17 protein-coding genes, 1 tRNA gene and 1 pseudogene are annotated in these 15872 nt (G+C 71.5%); 4 read left to right on the forward strand and 15 right to left on the reverse strand.

Features of this window, described 5'->3' with window-relative positions; translation table 11 throughout:
• The first annotated feature begins 82 nt into the window (after positions 1-82).
• Positions 83-3379, forward strand: coding sequence for a S41 family peptidase (locus tag AC061S_RS07050; RefSeq protein ID WP_478684968.1), 3297 nt, complete (start codon positions 83-85; stop codon positions 3377-3379).
• Positions 3380-3503: 124 nt separating this feature from the next.
• Here the strand turns inward: AC061S_RS07050 and AC061S_RS07055 are convergent, their stop codons facing one another.
• From AC061S_RS07055 to AC061S_RS07070, 4 genes are all read right to left on the reverse strand, one after another.
• Entirely contained in the window at positions 3504-3671 is a 168-nt protein-coding gene (locus AC061S_RS07055) for a hypothetical protein (protein ID WP_478684969.1), read from the reverse strand.
• 78 nt (positions 3672-3749) lie between these two features.
• Entirely contained in the window at positions 3750-4634 is an 885-nt protein-coding gene (locus tag AC061S_RS07060) for an SDR family oxidoreductase (RefSeq protein WP_478684970.1), read from the reverse strand.
• Positions 4631-5623, reverse strand: a complete 993-nt coding sequence (locus AC061S_RS07065; RefSeq protein ID WP_478684971.1) for an alpha/beta fold hydrolase — start codon at positions 5621-5623, stop codon at positions 4631-4633. The genes AC061S_RS07060 and AC061S_RS07065 overlap by 4 nt, the downstream gene beginning before the upstream one ends.
• Positions 5620-7170: a flavin-containing monooxygenase gene (locus tag AC061S_RS07070; RefSeq protein WP_478685107.1), complete on the reverse strand. Its 1551-nt coding sequence runs from the start codon at positions 7168-7170 to the stop codon at positions 5620-5622. The genes AC061S_RS07065 and AC061S_RS07070 overlap by 4 nt, the downstream gene beginning before the upstream one ends.
• 220 nt (positions 7171-7390) lie before the next feature.
• Here AC061S_RS07070 and AC061S_RS07075 point away from each other — a divergent pair, with 220 nt between their 5' ends.
• A complete protein-coding gene (locus AC061S_RS07075) occupies positions 7391-8071 on the forward strand; it encodes a MerR family transcriptional regulator (protein ID WP_478684972.1) in 681 nt (226 codons plus the stop codon).
• Here AC061S_RS07075 and AC061S_RS07080 read toward each other — a convergent pair.
• From AC061S_RS07080 to AC061S_RS07095, 4 genes and pseudogenes are all read right to left on the reverse strand, one after another.
• Positions 8053-8856: an exodeoxyribonuclease III gene (locus tag AC061S_RS07080; protein ID WP_478684973.1), complete on the reverse strand. Its 804-nt coding sequence runs from the start codon at positions 8854-8856 to the stop codon at positions 8053-8055. The two genes, AC061S_RS07075 and AC061S_RS07080, sit on opposite strands and share 19 nt — an antisense overlap.
• A 35-nt stretch (positions 8857-8891) precedes the next feature.
• Complete coding sequence (locus AC061S_RS07085; protein ID WP_478684974.1) at positions 8892-9293, reverse strand: hypothetical protein; 402 nt, start codon at positions 9291-9293, stop codon at positions 8892-8894.
• Between the two features lie 270 nt (positions 9294-9563).
• Positions 9564-10001: pseudogene (locus AC061S_RS07090) on the reverse strand (recombinase family protein); the annotation flags it as partial.
• Positions 9920-10396, reverse strand: coding sequence for a recombinase family protein (locus AC061S_RS07095; protein WP_478684975.1), 477 nt, complete (start codon positions 10394-10396; stop codon positions 9920-9922). The pseudogene AC061S_RS07090 and the gene AC061S_RS07095, both read right to left, overlap by 82 nt.
• Positions 10397-10532: 136 nt before the next feature.
• On the opposite strand from AC061S_RS07095, the gene AC061S_RS07100 reads away from it, so the two are divergent.
• On the forward strand, positions 10533-10781 hold the full coding sequence (locus AC061S_RS07100; RefSeq protein ID WP_478684976.1) for a hypothetical protein: 249 nt from the start codon (positions 10533-10535) through the stop codon (positions 10779-10781).
• A 98-nt stretch (positions 10782-10879) separates the two neighbouring features.
• Positions 10880-11380 (forward strand): GNAT family N-acetyltransferase, encoded by a 501-nt coding sequence (locus AC061S_RS07105; RefSeq protein ID WP_478684977.1) that lies wholly within the window; start codon positions 10880-10882, stop codon positions 11378-11380.
• On the opposite strand, the gene AC061S_RS07110 is transcribed toward AC061S_RS07105, so the two are convergent.
• The 7 genes from AC061S_RS07110 to moaC all read right to left on the reverse strand — a co-directional run bounded on the left by AC061S_RS07110 (position 11377) and on the right by moaC (position 15851).
• The gene (locus tag AC061S_RS07110) at positions 11377-12039 is read right to left on the reverse strand and encodes an MFS transporter (protein ID WP_478685108.1); all 663 of its coding nucleotides are present in this window, start codon (positions 12037-12039) and stop codon (positions 11377-11379) included. The two genes, AC061S_RS07105 and AC061S_RS07110, sit on opposite strands and share 4 nt — an antisense overlap.
• The gene (locus AC061S_RS07115; protein WP_478684978.1) at positions 11988-12668 is read right to left on the reverse strand and encodes an MFS transporter; all 681 of its coding nucleotides are present in this window, start codon (positions 12666-12668) and stop codon (positions 11988-11990) included. Before AC061S_RS07115 ends, AC061S_RS07110 begins: the two co-directional genes overlap by 52 nt.
• A 107-nt stretch (positions 12669-12775) precedes the next feature.
• A tRNA-Ala gene (locus AC061S_RS07120) sits at positions 12776-12849 on the reverse strand.
• Positions 12850-12927: 78 nt separating this feature from the next.
• Positions 12928-13953 carry a divisome protein SepX/GlpR gene (sepX, locus tag AC061S_RS07125; protein ID WP_478684979.1) on the reverse strand — a complete coding sequence of 342 codons (1026 nt, stop codon included), beginning with the start codon at positions 13951-13953 and terminating at the stop codon, positions 12928-12930.
• A gap of 172 nt (positions 13954-14125) precedes the next feature.
• On the reverse strand, positions 14126-14731 hold the full coding sequence (locus AC061S_RS07130; protein ID WP_478684980.1) for a GNAT family N-acetyltransferase: 606 nt from the start codon (positions 14729-14731) through the stop codon (positions 14126-14128).
• A gap of 17 nt (positions 14732-14748) precedes the next feature.
• Complete coding sequence (locus tag AC061S_RS07135; RefSeq protein WP_478684981.1) at positions 14749-15351, reverse strand: MogA/MoaB family molybdenum cofactor biosynthesis protein; 603 nt, start codon at positions 15349-15351, stop codon at positions 14749-14751.
• Positions 15348-15851, reverse strand: a complete 504-nt coding sequence (gene moaC / locus AC061S_RS07140) for a cyclic pyranopterin monophosphate synthase MoaC (protein ID WP_243335354.1) — start codon at positions 15849-15851, stop codon at positions 15348-15350. The genes AC061S_RS07135 and moaC overlap by 4 nt, the downstream gene beginning before the upstream one ends.
• Positions 15852-15872 lie beyond the last annotated feature (21 nt).

Here is a 15872-nt window from a genome sequence, read left to right on the forward strand (position 1 = left end):
GACCGCCCGCCGCCCCGGCGCGAAGCGGCATGGATCACCTGTACGAGTTGCCAGCCCCCCTCCGCGCGGAAAGCATTGGGGGGTGAGTCACGACGCGGCGTACCTCCGGTTCCCCCATCTCCACGACGATCTGCTGTGCTTCGCCACCGAGGACGACCTCTGGGTGGCGCCCCTGGTTCCTCCCGGATCGCCCGCGGGCCGGGCCTGGCGGATCACCGTCGACCGGACCCGGGTGGGCCACCCCCGGTTCTCCCCCGACGGCAAGCACATCGCCTTCACCACTTGGCGCAGCCTCGACCCCGAGATCCACCTGGCCCCCGTCGCGGGCGGCCCGGCGCGCCGCCTCAGCTACTGGGGCGCCACCGACACCCGGGTCTGCGGCTGGACCCCGCCCGACAAGGACGGCCGCAGCGACATCCTGGCCGTCTCCTCGCACGGCCAGCCCTTCTCCTACTTCGCCTGGGCGTACACCCTCCCCACCGACGGCAGCCCCGGCGGCCGGCTCCCCTGGGGGCCCGTCTCCGACATCGCCGTCCACGACGAGGCCTCCGACGGGGAGGAGCCCGGTGAGCGCCGCACCCTGCTGCTGACCGGCAAGCCCCCGCACGAGCCCGCCGCGTGGAAGCGCTACCGCGGCGGCGCCACCGGCCGGCTGTGGCTGCACGGCGAGCGGCTGCTGGAGGGCATCGAAGGCCACCTGGACTCACCGATGTTCGTGGACGGCCGGATCGCCTTCCTCTCCGACCACGAGGGCATCGGCAACCTCTACTCCTGCCTGCCCGACGGCACGGACCTGCGCCGGCACACCGACCACGCCGAGTTCTACGCCCGGCACGCCTCCAGTGACGGCTCGCGGATCGTCTACCAGTGCGCGGGCGACCTGTGGATCGTCGAGTCGCTCGCCCCGGACGCCTCCCCGCGCAAGCTGGAGGTCCGCCTCGGCGGCCCCCGCGCGGGCCGCCGCACCTACCAGGTCCCGGCCGCCAGCCACGTCGACTCCCTCTCCGTGGACGCCACCGGGCGGGCCAGCGCCGTCGTCGTGCGCGGCAGCCTCTACTGGCTCACGCACCGCGACGGGCCCGCCCGCACCATCGCGGACACCCCGGGCGTACGGGTCCGTCTGCCCGAGATGCTCGGCAGCGGCGGGCAGGTGGCGTACGTGACCGACGCGGAGGGCGAGGACGCGATCGAGATCGCCTACCTGCCCCGCGCCTCGGGCGACCGCGAGCCCCGCCGGCTCGCCTCGGGCGCGCTGGGCCGCGTACTGGAGCTGCTCTCCGATCCGGACGGGGAGCGGCTCGCGATCGCCTCCAACGACGGCCGGCTGCTGCTCATCGACGCGACGGAGGAGTCCAACGGGGAGGCCAGCGAGCTGATCCGGTCGGACAACGGGCCCGTCACCGACCTCGCCTTCTCCCCCGACGGCTGCTGGCTGACCTGGTCGCACCCGGGCATCGGCCGCTCGCTGCGCCAGATCAAGATGGCCCGGATCTCCGGTCCCGGCGCGCGCACGATCGTGGACGTCACCAACGGCCGCTTCGAGGACGAGAACCCGGTCTTCACCCGGGACGGGCGCTACCTCGCCTTCCTGTCCTGGCGCGGTTTCGACCCCGTCTACGACGTCCACACCGGCGACCTGTCCTTCCCGCTGGGCTGCCGCCCGTACCTGGTGCCGCTGTCCTCGGCCACCCCCTCCCCCTTCGCCTTCTCCCCCGACGGGCGCCCGGCGGCGGGCGGACTCGACCCGGTCGAGGGGGACTCGGAGTCCGGCGACGGAGCGGTCACCGTGGAGGTGGAGGGCCTGGAGAGCCGGGTGACGCCCTTCCCCGTCTCGGCCTCCAAATACTCGGCCCTGTACCCGGTGCACGGCGGCGGGCTGGTGTGGCTGCGCTGGCCGATCTCGGGCGCGCTCGGCGAGACCTTCGCCAACCCGGCCGACGTCAGCGGCAAGCCGACGCTGGAGTACTTCGACCTCACGAAGGCCCGCAAGACGGAACTGGCCTCCGGGCTGGACTGGTTCGCGGTCAGCGGCGACGGCACCCGGCTCGTGGTCAACGAGGACGGCGACCTGCGGGCGGTCCCGGCGACCGAGTCGGGCGACAGCGACTCCACCGTCTACCTCGACCTGCGGCGCATCCTGCACGAGGTGGACCCGGCGGCCGAGTGGCGCCAGGCCTTCGAGGAGGCGGGGCGGCTCATCCGCGCCTACTTCTGGGAGCCCGGGATGTGCGGCATCGACTGGGACGGGGTGCTGCGCCAGTACCGCTTCCTGGTCGAACGGGTCGCCTCCCCGGACGAGTTCGCCGACCTGCTGCGCGAGGTCCTCGGCGAGCTCGGCACCTCGCACGCGTACGTGTCCCCGGCCCGCCGCAACGAGGGGCCCCCGCACTACCAGCGGGCCATCGGCCTGCTCGGTGCCAACCTCTTCCCCCGCGACGGGGCCTGGGTCGTCGGCCGGATCCTGCCCGGCGAGTCCTCCGACTCCAAGGCCCGCTCCCCGCTCGCGGGCACCGGCATCCGCGAGGGCGCGGTCCTCACCCACGTGGACGGCCGGCCGGTGGACCCGGTCGCCGGGCCGTACCCGCTGCTGTCGGCGGCCGGCGGCACCACCGTGGAGCTCACCTTCGAGCCCGCCGAGGGCCAGGGCCGCTCCCGCCGGGTCGCGGTCGTCCCGCTGATCGACGAACGGCCGCTGCGCTACCAGGACTGGGTGGCCAAACGCCGGGCCGTGGTCCGGGAGATCAGCGACGGCAAGTGCGGCTACCTGCACATCCCCGACATGGGCGGCTCCGGCTGGGCGCAGTTCAACCGCGACCTGCGCGCCGAGATGGCGAAGCCGGCCCTGCTCGTGGACGTACGCGGCAACGCCGGCGGGCACATCAGCGAGCTGGTGGTGGAGAAGCTGACCCGCTCGATCCTCGGCTGGGACCTGACCCGCAACGCGCAGCCCGTCTCCTACGCCTCCAACGCGCCCCGGGGCCCGATCGTGGCGCTGGCCGACGAGGCGACCTCCTCCGACGGGGACATGATCACGGCCGCCTTCAAGCTGCTGGGACTCGGCCCGGTCGTCGGCCAGCGCACCTGGGGCGGGGTGGTCGGCATGACCGGCCGGCACACCCTCGGCGACGGCACGGTGATCACGGTGCCGATGAACGCGGCCTGGTTCCCCGAGTACGGCTGGTCCGTGGAGAACCAGGGTGTGGAACCCGACCTGCCGATCCTGCGCACCCCGCTCGACTGGGCGGAGGGGCGGCACGCGCAGCTCGACGACGCCGTGCACCTGGCGCTGGAGCTGCTGGAACAGGACCCGGCGGCGGTACCGCCCGGCTACACGGAGGTGCCGGACCGGCGCCGGCCGAAGCTGCCGCCGCGGGGGTGAGCGGGCGGGGCGGGAGACCGTATCCGTAGGGCATGCGAAAGGGGTGCGACCCGGGAACGGCGGGTCGCACCCCTCAGCGCGTGTTTCTAGGTACCGCGCGTGTTTCTAGGTACCGCTACTGCCGCTACTTGTCGAAATTCTCGACGGCCCCGTCGAAGGGTTCGCGGGCCCTGTCCTTGGCCTGGTCGACGGCCTGCGAGGCGCGCTCGGACGCCTCGTCCTGCTTGCCGGAGGCCTTCGCCCGCTCCGCGAGTTCCTTGGCCTTGTCCTGGAACTGGTCCTTGATACCCATGTGTCCTCACTCCTGTAGCGGTGTTCGGTAAGGGGAACCCGACCAGTCTCGCCCAGGTGGACATTCATCGCATTCCGGTCAGCGGCTCTGGCTGCGCTCCTGCTCGTCCGCGGCCCCACCGGCCCCCACAAGTCCCTTGGAAACACTGGCCAGTCGAGGTTCGAACCGCTTCATCTCGCGCTGTCCGACTGCCGAGATGATCCCGGGCAGGTACCCGCGGAACCCCTGCATGCCGCGCAGCCACCACTGCGCGTACACGTGCGCGGAACGCCGCTCGATGCCCGCCACGATCCGGTCGACGGCCGGCCCCAGCGGGTAGGTCCGGTTCGACGGCCACGGCAGCCGCTGGCGCAGTTCGCGCATGACCTCGTCCTGGTCGGCGCCGCGCACCATGTCGGTGTCGGTCCAGGACAGGTAGCCGACGCCCACCTTGACCCCCTTGTAGCCGACCTCGGCGCTCAGACAGTGCGCGAAGGCCTCGACCCCGGACTTGGAGGCGCAGTAGGCGGTCATCATCGGCGCCGGGGTGATCGCCGCGAGGGAGGCGATCTGCAGGAAGTAGCCGCGGCTCTCCATCAGCACCGGCAGGAAGGCGCGGGCGGTGACGGCGCCGCCGATGAGGTTGACCTCGATGACCCGGCGCCATGCGTCGGGGTCGGAGTCGGCGAAGGGCCCGCCGGAGGCGACGCCTGCGTTGGCGACGACTATGTCCACCTTGCCGAAGCGCTGCTTGACCTCCTGCGCGACCCGGGCCATGGCCTCGTGGTCGGTGACGTCGGCGTACCAGTGGTCACTGTCGGTGTGCAGCCGCTCGGAGACCTCCTTGAGGGCCTCCGGCTCCAGGCCCACGAGGGCCACCTTCGCGCCGCGGGCGGACAGTTTGCGGGCGAGCAGTTCACCGACTCCGCGCGCGGCACCGGTGACGACGGCGACCTGGCCTTCCAGACTCCTGCGAGCACTCACGGCGTCTTCTCCTTGGCGGGCTTGTGGTTCGGGGAGGTCGGGGAGGTCAGGGCGTGAGGGGCGATGGGAGCGGCGGGGGCGGCGCCCGCGGCGAGGTACACCTCGGCGAGTTCGCGCACGGCGGCGGTGACGGCCTCCGGAGCCTCGATCGGGCTCATGTGCCCCACCCCGGTCAGTTCGGTGAGCCCCACGCAGTGGGGCAGCGCGGCCGCCAGCCCCCGGGCGTGCACGATCGGCGTCAGCCGGTCGCTCTTCCCGCCGAGGACGGCGGTGGGCACGGTGAGCGCGGCCAGCTGCGCGTCGAGGTCCAGGGAGGCCAGCACCCCGGACCAGGCGTGCCGCACCCGGGTGGGGCAGGCGTGGACGATCCGCGCACAGGCCTCGACCTTGTCGGGCGCGGAGCCGGGGCCCATCGTGGCGTACTTCAACACCTTGCGGGCGACCGGGGTGACGGGCCCGAGCGGGGCCCGGGATCCCAGGACCGCCCCGGTGATACGGGTCCTCGCGCGGCCCGCCCGCCACGGCAGGACCTGTGCCTCCGCGACCAGCCGGCCGCTGCCGGTGCTGCACAGCAGGGCGGCCGCGGCGTGTTCGGCGAACTCCGGCCGGGCGGCGGCGGCCATGACCGTCATCCCGCCCATGGAATGGCCCGCTATGACGGCACGCTCGCCGGGGGCGAGGGTGGCCCCCAGGACGGCGACCAGGTCGTCGGCGAGGGCGGCGGTGCCGTAGCCGGAGCCGGCCGGGCTCCGGCCGTGGCCCCGCTGGTCATAGGCGATGACCCGGTACCCGGTGGACAGGGCCCGTATCTGCGCGGCCCAGAAGGCCGTGGAACAGGTCCAGCCGTGCGCGAGCACGACGGCCGGGGCCCCGTCCTCGCCGTGCACCTCCACGTGCAGGCGCGAACCGTCGGCGGAGGTGGCGACCAGCTCCCGGCGCGCGGCCGGCGGGGCGTACGGCCCCGCGGTCACGTACGTCAGGCGGCTCACGCCGCCCCCTCCGTCACCGCTTCGGCCGCACCGGCCACCGGGACCCGTTCGCGCTCGCGCTCGCGGACCCGTACGACCTCGTACTCGCTCAGGTCCACGCCGAGCGTCTCCCGGCGGAACTCCCCGGTCGTGCCCGGCCAGACGGTGGTGTTGCGCCCCTGCGCGTCCAGGTACCAGCTGGTGCAGCCGCCGGTGTTCCACACCGTCCGCTCCATGCGGGTCTGGACCTGCCGGTTCCACGCGTTGACCGCGGACGGCCGCGCGGCGAGGGCGACCCGCCCTCCCAGACCGCTTCCACCGAGGAGGGCGAGCTGGCGCATGTAGTCCGCCATGTAGTTCAGCTGCGATTCGATCATCAGGATCATCGAGCTGTTCCCGAGCCCGGTGTTCGGCCCGATGATCGTCATCCAGTTCGGGAAGCCCGCCGCGGTGGCCCCGCGCAGCGACTGCATCCCGTCCTTCCAGACCTCCGCGAGGGTCTTGCCGTCCACGCCCACCACCCGGTCGGCGATCGGCATGTCGGTGACGTGGAAGCCGGTGCCGAAGACGATCGCGTCGACCTCGGTCTCGGTCCCGTCGGCCGCGACCAGCACCGACCCCCGGATCTCCTTCAGCCCGGAGGCCACCAGATCCACGTTCGGCCGGGCGAGCGCCGGGTAGTACTCGCTCGACAGCAGGATCCGCTTGCAGCCGATGCGGTACGAGGGCGTCAGCTTGGCCCGCAGCGCCGGGTCCTTGATCGAGCGCGCCATGTTCGCCTTGGCGAGGGACTCGATCAGCCCGAGCTGGTTCGGCCGCTTGGTGAAGGCGCTGACCTGGAGTTCCCGTATCCCCCACAGCAGCCCGCGGCGGGCCGCCCGGGTGAAGGGGAGCTGGCGGTGCAGCCAGCGCTCCACCGAGGTGATCGCCCGGTCGGTGCGCGGCATCACCCACGGCGGGGTGCGCTGGAAGAGGGTGAGCCGCTCCACCTCGGGCGCGATGGCGGGCACGATCTGGATGGCGGAGGCGCCCGTACCGATCATGGCGACGCGCTTGCCGCGCAGGTCGTAGTCGTGGTCCCAGCGGGCGGAGTGGAAGACCTTGCCGGGGAAGCCGGCGAGGCCGGGTATCTCCGGCATCTTCGGGTCCGACAGCGGCCCGGTGGCGGAGACGACCACGTCGGCGGTGAGGTCCCCGCCCGAGGTCTCGATCTCCCACCGCATCCCGTCCGCGTCCCACCTCATCATCCGGACCTCGTGGTTCAGCCGGATGTGGCGGCGCAGCCCGAAGGTGTCGGCCACGCGCTCCAGGTACTCCCTGATCGCGGGCTGCCCGGAGAAGGTGCGGGGCCAGTCGGGATTGGGGGCGAAGGAGAACGAATACAGATGGGAGGGCACGTCGCAGGCGCACCCGGGGTAGTTGTTGTCCCGCCAGGTGCCGCCGACGGAGTCCGCGCGCTCCAGCACGACGAAGTCCGTGATCCCCTCGCGCCGCAGCCGCACCGCGGCGCCCAGCCCGCCGAACCCGGACCCGATCACCGCCACGCGTACGTGCTCGCGCCCGTCCATGCCACCGCCCATGCCAGCCACCTTCGGATGCCGATGCCAACGCCCACTCAGATGCTGCCAGCAATCACTGGCACAATCGGGAGAGTAGAGCAGCTCCGTACTCATGGGTAGGGGTCGCGCCGGGAAAGTTACCGGGAGTACGCCCTAGGCTGCCCGCGTGCCGCACAATGCGACGCAGGACGCGGCGCCACCCACCACAACCACAGAAGCAAGGACCACAGTGCGCGAATACCGCACGGAAGAGCTGGCCGAGGCCGCCGGCATACCCGTACGCACCCTGCGCTTCTACCGTGAGCGCAAGCTCCTGCCGCCGCCCCGCCGCGAGGGCCGCATCGCCTGGTACGACGACCACCACCTGGCCCGGCTGCGCACCGTCGCCGCCCTGCTGGAGCGCGGCCACACCCTCGGCGGCATAGCCGAGCTGACCGTCGCCTTCGAGAACGGCCGCGACGTCGGCCAGCTGGGTGAGCTGCTCGGCATCGGCTGGTCGGAGGAGACCCCGGTCCGCCTGACGCCCGAGGCCCTCGCCGACTACTTCGAGGGCGAGGTCACCCCGGAGAACCTGGCGGCCTCGCTCGACCTCGGCTACCTCGCCACCGACGGCGAGGAGATCGTCCACGTCAGCCGCCGGCTCCTGGACGTCTCCTCGGCCCTGGTCCGCGAGGGCGTACCGCTCTCGGCCGTCCTGGAGGCGGGCCGCCGGGTCCGCGAGCACGCGGACGCGATGGCGGCCCTGTTCGCGGAGCTCATCTCCACCCACATCTCGGAGGAAGCGGTCCCGCGCCTGCGCCCGCTGGCCAAGAGCGTGGTCGAGGCGGAACTCACGATGGCCATGGACCGCCTCCGCCCGCCGGCGCCGGGCCCCTCACTGCCCTCGTCCCCTCAGACGCCGAGCTCGTAGACCACGGTCACGGGCGCGTGGTCGGACCACCGCTCGGGGTGCGTCTCGGCCCGCTCCACGAACGCCTTGACGGCCTTGGCCGCCAGCCCCGGCGTCGCCACCTGCAGATCGATCCGCCAGCCGGCGTCGTTGTCGAAGGCCCGCCCGCGGTACGACCACCAGGAGTACGGCCCCTCGGTGTCCGGGTGCAGGCTCCGCACCACGTCCACGTACCCGGCGGCGTCGTACACCTGCCCGAGCCACTCGCGCTCCTCGGGCAGGAAGCCGGCGTTCTTCCGGTTGGTCTTCCAGTTCTTCAGGTCGGCTTCCTGGTGGCAGATGTTCCAGTCGCCGCAGACGACGACCTCCCGCCCGTCCGCCGCGGCCCGCGCCTTGAGCTCCTTCAGGTAGCCGAGGAACTCCGCCATGAACCGGTACTTCTCGTCCTGCTTCTCGGTCCCGGCCTCCCCGGAGGGCAGGTAGAGGCTGGCGACGGTCACACCCGGCAGGTCGACCTCCAGGTACCGCCCGCTCGTGTCGAACTCCTCGCTCCCGAATCCGACCCGCACCCGCTCCGGCTCGCGCCGCGTGTACACCGCGACCCCGGCCCGCCCCTTGGCGGCGGCCGGCGCGAACACGGTGTGCCACCCCTCGGGCGCCCGCACCTCGTCCGGAATCTGTCCCTCCTCGGCCCGCACTTCCTGCAGGCAGACGACGTCGGCGTCCGACCCGGCCAGCCACGGGGAGAACCCCTTCTTGGCGGCGGCGCGGATTCCGTTCACGTTTACGGACGTCACAGTGATCAAGACATGCTCCCCACATCGCACAAAACGGGAACAGCCTACTCGGCGGCACCATCCGGTGGACCGTTCGTCTCATCGCCATCGACCCAGGGGTCCGGCTCCCACAGCGGATGCACGGTGATGATCACGGGTGCCCCCTCGCGCCGCCTGAAGGTAACTCGACGAACGAGCTGCTTGAGCAGCGCGTTCTTTTCGGAGTTCAGGAGCACGTCCCACTCCTGCGCCAGCCCAACGATCAGGGGCTCAAAGTCGGCGCGATCAAGCATTGCCTCGCCTACGGTCACCTTTTCGAGCAGCGCCGTCATGGCTCTCTGCTGTTCTTTGGCTGCCGCCACCGTGTCGATGCCCTCCTCCGAATCCCTATGCGGGACGGCCGGTGCGGCTTCGGCTCCGGCCGCTGCTTCGCGAACGATCCAGTCGTACAACTCACCCTCGACCACGGACCGCCGAACCCAGAATCCGGGGCAACCATGCGTACTCGTCACCGAGCGCCGGCCGCAGCAGTAGGAGTACCCCCGTACGAGCTGCTTCTGCCCGTCCGGGCCTTTGCGCTCCCCAGACTCGACCGGGGCGGTACCACGACAGTGATCACACCTGGCAAGGCCGGTGAGTGGATAGAGGGGTTTGACGGAGCGTGGTGGCCTCTTGCGTCTGCCGTCGCGTTCATCCTGGTACTGCTGCCACAGTTCCGGCGAGATGAGTTCCTCGTGCGCGCCGGGTATGAAGATGTGGTTTGGACAGCTGCCGCTGTGCCCACACGCGCATTTCGGGTCGTGTACGCGAAGGAGGCCAGCGGGGAAGCCGGAGTCCATGTACCGCATGAGCACTTGAACGCTCCACGGATTGCCTCGCACCGTGAGGCACCCGTGAGTGTTGAGCCAGCCACACAGGGCGTAGTACGACGTGCCGTCGACGTAGCAGCGGTACGCCTCCGCATACGCGGGCGCGTCGCCGTCGACGTCGGGTTCATACCGTTCTTTCTGAACGGTCCAGCCACCCTTGCCGTCGGGCAGCCGACGCGGGTGCCAGATGTAACCGCCGCGGGGCCGCCCGGTGGCAGGGACCCTCAGCTTGTAGCGGCGATAGTCGTGGGTCTCACGCCACTGCTCACCGAGCTTGTCGGACTCGTAGGCCGCGAACTCAAACAGGACGCCCCGCTGGAGGCGGCCGGTTGCCGTCCGGGCATCAATCTGCTCGGTTGCCGATTCCAGTTGGCCTCCCGCATCCTCGACCCTTTTGAGATGCCAGCGATGCCGTCACGCGAGCGCCCGAATCGGCTGTACTTCCAGACCATGATGCCAGCCGCCTCACCCTTCTCTACCGTGGCGATGGCTCTCACGATCTTGCGATCGAAGTTACGGCCGGTCTGGTCGAGATCGACAACCCACTCGATAATTCGACGTCCCGTACGGCGGGCCCAGTCCTCGATCGCCGCCCTCTGCAGCTCGGGGGAAATCCTCTCTTCCTTCCAGGTCGAGACCCGGATGTAGCCGACGTAGGGCTCAAGCCTGGACAAGTGGACCGGCGCACGCGTCACGCGCATCCCTCCCTTATTCACGGGCACGCAAGGTGCACCAGCTCCCGCGACACCCTCTCGCTACGCCAAACTTTATAGATACCTAGAAAAATATTCAAGGGGTCTAGAAGGTCTATCCTTGAAGGTGGCTAGAATCTCTGACATGAACACTCAGGCCCCCGCTGCCCTCCTCCGAACGGCCATCGAAGCCGTGCGTGCCATGCCCGGTGGTGCGGAGCGTGCAGTCGCGGTGACCGAACTGCTTGGCGCCCTGCGGGAGGTACAAGCGGACCTGCGAAGGATCCGCACGGACGATGTGACCGAGCTACGCAAGACACTCAAGCTGCGAGAGATCGCCGAGCAACTGAGCCTCTCGACCGGTCGCGTCGATCAAATCCTGAAGGGCAAATAGCACACGCACCCTCCGAGGGGCGCCACCACGCGCTGCTCTGGGGCCTTGGCGCGGGCCGCACCACTCGGGCAGTGCGCCGTGGTCCGTAGGATGTTCGAATGTCTCAGGAGATCCAGCTCCGCGCCGTGTCGTACGACCACCCGGACGCGGTCAAGCTCAACGACCAAGTGCAGATCGAATACCAGGAGCGCTACGAGGGCGAGGGCGACGTCACCTTCCTCGACCCGGCGATGTTCGCCCCGCCGAGGGGCCTCTACCTCCTCGCCTACGACGCTTCGGACGCGCCGATAGCCAGCGGCGGCTGGCGCGGCCACGAGGCGAACGACGAGGGCTACGCCGACGGCGACGCCGAGCTGAAGCGCATGTACGTGGTCCCCGAGGCCCGCGGCCTGGGCCTGGCCCGCCGCATCCTCGCCGCCCTCGAAGCGGACGCCCGCGCGGCCGGCCGCCTGCGCATGGCCCTGGAGACCGGCGACCAGCAGCCGGAGGCCATCGCCCTCTACCTCTCCGAGGGCTACACCCTGACGGACGCCAAGTTCGGCCACTACCGCTTCCACGACTCCAGCCGCTGCATGACGAAGCCGCTGAACCCGGCCTAGCCGACCCGCCCCGCGCCGTCCGCCACTCCGGGACGGCGCGGCCCGGACCCGAGCCCGGTTGCCTCTTCCTTCACCTGGGCGAGGCGCTTGTTGCTCAGCACGGGCAGGACCGCGAAGGCGGTCACCGCCATGGCGGTACCACCGACGTAGAAGGCGGCGGGGATCCCGAAGACCTTCGCCACCAGGCCACCCGCAACTCCCCCGACGGTGAAAGCGACCACGGCGACGGACCGGTAGGCCGCGGTGACGCGACCCATCAGTTCGTTCGGCACGATCTGCTGCCGGAGGGTGACGACCTGGATCGTCTGGATCAGGACGACGAAGCCGTCCAGCGCCATGAAGCCGACGGTGGCAGCCGGGCTGATCGCCAGTCCCATGCCGATGACGGATCCGGCCGACAGCAGGTTCGTCACCAGGATCAGCGTGCCCAGCGGCATCCACTCGCCGACCTTGCCGGCCACGAGGCCGCCGATGACCGCGCCGACGGCACCGGCCGCGAGCAGTACGCCGTACCAGCTCGAGGTGACACCCAGCACGTCCGTGGCGAGCAGCACGAGGATGCCGTAGGTGGCGGCGCCGACGGCGTTGCCCATCGCCGCGACGACACTCAGCGACCGCAGTGTCGGGGACGCCCAGTACCACCGCGCGCCGACGGCGATGTCCGCGGCGACGCCCTTACCGTCAGGGGCTCCGCGGACGCCTCCTTCCGGTGCCGGGTGGCCGAGGGGATCAGCGCCAGCAGGCCGACGGCGGCCAGATAGCCGGTGGCTCCGAGTACGAACGGGGCCGCGGCCGCGGAGGCGAAGAGAAATCCGCCCACCGGCGGTCCGACGAACTCGTTGCAGACGACGAACGTGGTCTGCAGCCGTCCGTTGGCCCGGCCCAGGTCGTCCGGGTCCACCAGGGTCGGAAGCCACGCGGACGACGAACTGTCATAGAGCGTCTCGGCCGTCCCGATGGCAAAGAAGACCGCGTAGAGCAGCGGCATGGAGACGCCGTCGCCCAGGACCGCCACCGCGAGAGTCGCGAATCCGGCGACGCGGGTCCAGTTCGCCGCCTGTGCGACGCGCTTTCGGTCCAGCCGGTCCGCGAGGGCTCCGGATATGAAGGCCAGGACCAGCCACGGGGCCCTCTGCGCCACGGTGATGCCGGCGATCAGCGCCGGGTCGTGGGTCACGGTGGCCGCGAGCAGGGGCGCCGCGGCCAGGCTCACCCCGTCGGAAAGATTCGACGTGGCGGTGGCCGCCCACAGCTTCCGGAAGGGCCGTCCACCGGGTGTGGGGTACATCCTTGAGTTCTCCAACGAGGGCCGAAACGACGAGATCCCGGTCAGACGGTGACCGTCTGACCGGGATCTCGTGACGTTCTCGGGAGCAACCCGTGAACTGTCGTTTGTGGACCTGTGGGGATTTGAACCCCAGACCCCCTCGATGCGAACGAGGTGCGCTACCAGACTGCGCCACAGGCCCTTGCGACGTGTGAAACATTAGCATCCCCTCGCGGGTGCTCCAAAACCGGTATCGGGGAGCGTCCGCGCAGGTCATCGATCACTCGTTCGCGGCGCGCGGGCGCTCGTCGCCCTCGTACTGGTCGAAGAGGGGCGTACGGGCCGCGTCGCGCGGGCGGGGGCGCGACGACGGGGTGGACGGCTGGGCGCGCAGGCGGGGTTCCGTCGGCTCGGCCGTGCTGGAGCGGGCCGCGCTCCAGGGGTCCGGGGTCGCCGGGCCGGTGGCGCGCGGGGCGACCGGGGCCGTCACGTACGTCGGCAGCGGCACCGGGACGGGCTCCCAGCTGTCACCGCGGGCGGGTCCGCGCTCGCGTTCGCGCTGCTGGTCCACCCACTCCGCGTGGTCGGTCTGCTCGACCAGGGCGCGCCGGCCGGCCTCCTGCGGGGAGACGGGTGGCGCGGGGTCCGGGTCGGAACCGGCCGAGGCCGTGCCCTCGGGGTGCTCGGCGTGCCGGCGCCGGGGGCGGTTCTCGCGCAGGTGGCGGGCGGCCGCCTCGGCGCGCCGCCGGTCCATGGTGAACTCGTAGCGGCGTCGCTCCTGGACCCGCAGGTGCACGATGTACGTGCTCAGCAGCAGGGCGGGGACGGCCGGGGCCCACAGGTACTGAAGTCCGCCGACGGCGGCGGCGACCGCACCGAGGGTGAAGATCAGGAAGAGCAGCGCGGTGGTGCGCCGGCGGCGGGCCAGGACGACCAGGCGCTGCTCGCGGCGGGCCCGCTCCGCGCGGTCGGCCCGCTCGGAAGCGGCCGATCGCTGCTCGGAACGGGTCGGCGGGGGCACGACGACGGCCCGGGCGTCGGCGGCGTCCACGGGTTTCACCGTTTCCGTCGCGGCGTCCGGGTCCGCGGGGGGCTGGGGCTGCGCCTCCTCGTCACCGCGCTCACGCAGCCCCTTGGCGTAACGGCGCTCCATTCCCGCCCGGCCGGAAAGCAGCCGGATGGCGGTGGAGAAGCGTTCCGTCGGACGGGCTTCGTTCAGCTCGTCCTGCCTCCGGAGCCACATGGGCACCAAGTAGGCGGCCCAGGCCCCGACAATGACTGCGTAGATGAGGCCGCTGCTGCTCACACCCCACACCGTAGAGGGGCGCGGCCGGGCGGATCCGCCAATTGGGACGGCGTGTCGCCCGATCTCGCTGATATCACGGACTTTTTTTGTGATTCTTCGGATCAGGTTATGGGCGAATCGGTCATTGAGCGAAAGAATTCGAACAAATATCGGATTTCTATTGTTCGGAGGACTACGCGGGACCGTGGGGATGGCGCTCACGGTGCCAGCGCCGCAGCAGCCCCTCCCGCACTTCCTCCGTCGTCAGCGCGTACACGAGGTGATCGCGCCAGGCCCCGTCGATGTGCAGGTAGCGCGGGCGCAGCCCCTCCTCGCGGAAGCCGAGCTTCTCCACCACCCGCCGGCTCGGACCGTTCTCCGGCCGGATGCACACCTCGATCCGGTGCAGCCCCACCTTGCCGAAGCAGTGGTCCACCGCCAGCGCGACCGCCGTCGGCATCACACCGCGGCCCGCCACGTCCCGGTCCACCCAGTAGCCGACGTGGCCCGCGCACATCGAGCCCCAGGTGATCCCCGCGACCGTCAACTGGCCCACCAGGCGGCCCTGGTATTCGATGACGAACGGCAGCATGCGCCCCGCGTTCGCCTCCGCCCGCAGGTGGCGCACCATCTGGCGGTACGTCGGCCGCTGGATCACCGGCCCCCAGGGCGCGGGCGGCGGGATCGTCGCCTCCCACGGCCGGAGCCAGTCGCGGTTGCGGCGGTTGACCTCGCGCCAGGCGGCCTGGTCCCGCAGCTTTATCGGCCGGAGCGTGACGTCGCCGTCCGCCAGCACCACCGGCCAGGAGGGGCCGTTCAGCTCGCGCTCCCCGGCGGTCTGGCCTCGGGGCGGGGGTGGTCTCCGCCGCGGATCTGGTCGACGGCGTGCAGCAGGACGCGGGACAGGACCGCGATCCCGTCGCGGACCCCGCCCGTGGAACCGGGCAGGTTCACGATCAGGGTGTGTCCGGCCACGCCCGCCAGGCCCCGGGACAGGGCCGCGGTGGGCACCTTCGCCAGGGACTCGGCGCGGATCGCCTGCGGGATGCCCGGGATCTCGTAGTCCAGGACCCTGGCGGTGGCGTCGGGGGTCCGGTCGGTCGGCGAGATGCCGGTGCCGCCGGTGGTCAGGATGACGTCGTAACCGGCGGCCACGCCCTCGCGCAGGGCCGCCTCCACGGGGTCCCCGTCGGGGACCACGCGCGGGCCGTCCACCGCGAAGCCGAGCGCGCGCAGGCCCTCGGCGAGCACCGGGCCGCCCTTGTCCGCGTACACGCCCTGCGAGGCCCGGTTCGAGGCCGTGACCACCAGCGCGCGCAGCGAGGGGGTCTGCGGGGGCACCGGGTCCGCCTCCTGGGCAGGGGCGTGGGCGTGTGCGTGTGCGTGGCTGTGGACCTCGCCGCCGCGCGGGGCGTTCACGAGCGCGCCCAGTCGCCGGACTTGCCGCCCGTCTTCTCCTCGACCCGCACGTCGGTGATGACCGCGCCCTTGTCGACGGCCTTGACCATGTCGATGACGGTGAGCCCGGCGACCGCGACGGCGGTCAGCGCCTCCATCTCGACGCCCGTGCGGTCCGTGGTCTTGACGGTGGCGAGGATCTCGACGGCGTCGTCGGTGACCTTCAGGTCCACCTTCACTCCGGAGACGGCCAGCGGGTGGCACAGCGGGATCAGGTCGGGGGTCTTCTTCGCCCCCATGATCCCGGCGATCCGCGCGGTGGCGAGCGCGTCGCCCTTGGGCACGCCCTCGCCCCGCAGCAGTTCGATGACCCGGGGAGAGACGAGCACGCGGCCGCTGGCCCGCGCCGTCCGGGTGGTGACGTCCTTCGCCGAGACGTCGACCATCCGGGCCGCGCCGGCCTCGTCGATGTGCGTCAGCCTGGTGCCGGCGGCGCCGCCGGCGCTGCTCTGCGTACTCATATCTGCGTGCCGCTCCCGTCC

The sequence above is a fragment of the Streptomyces sp. CA189 genome, from assembly GCF_056428985.1.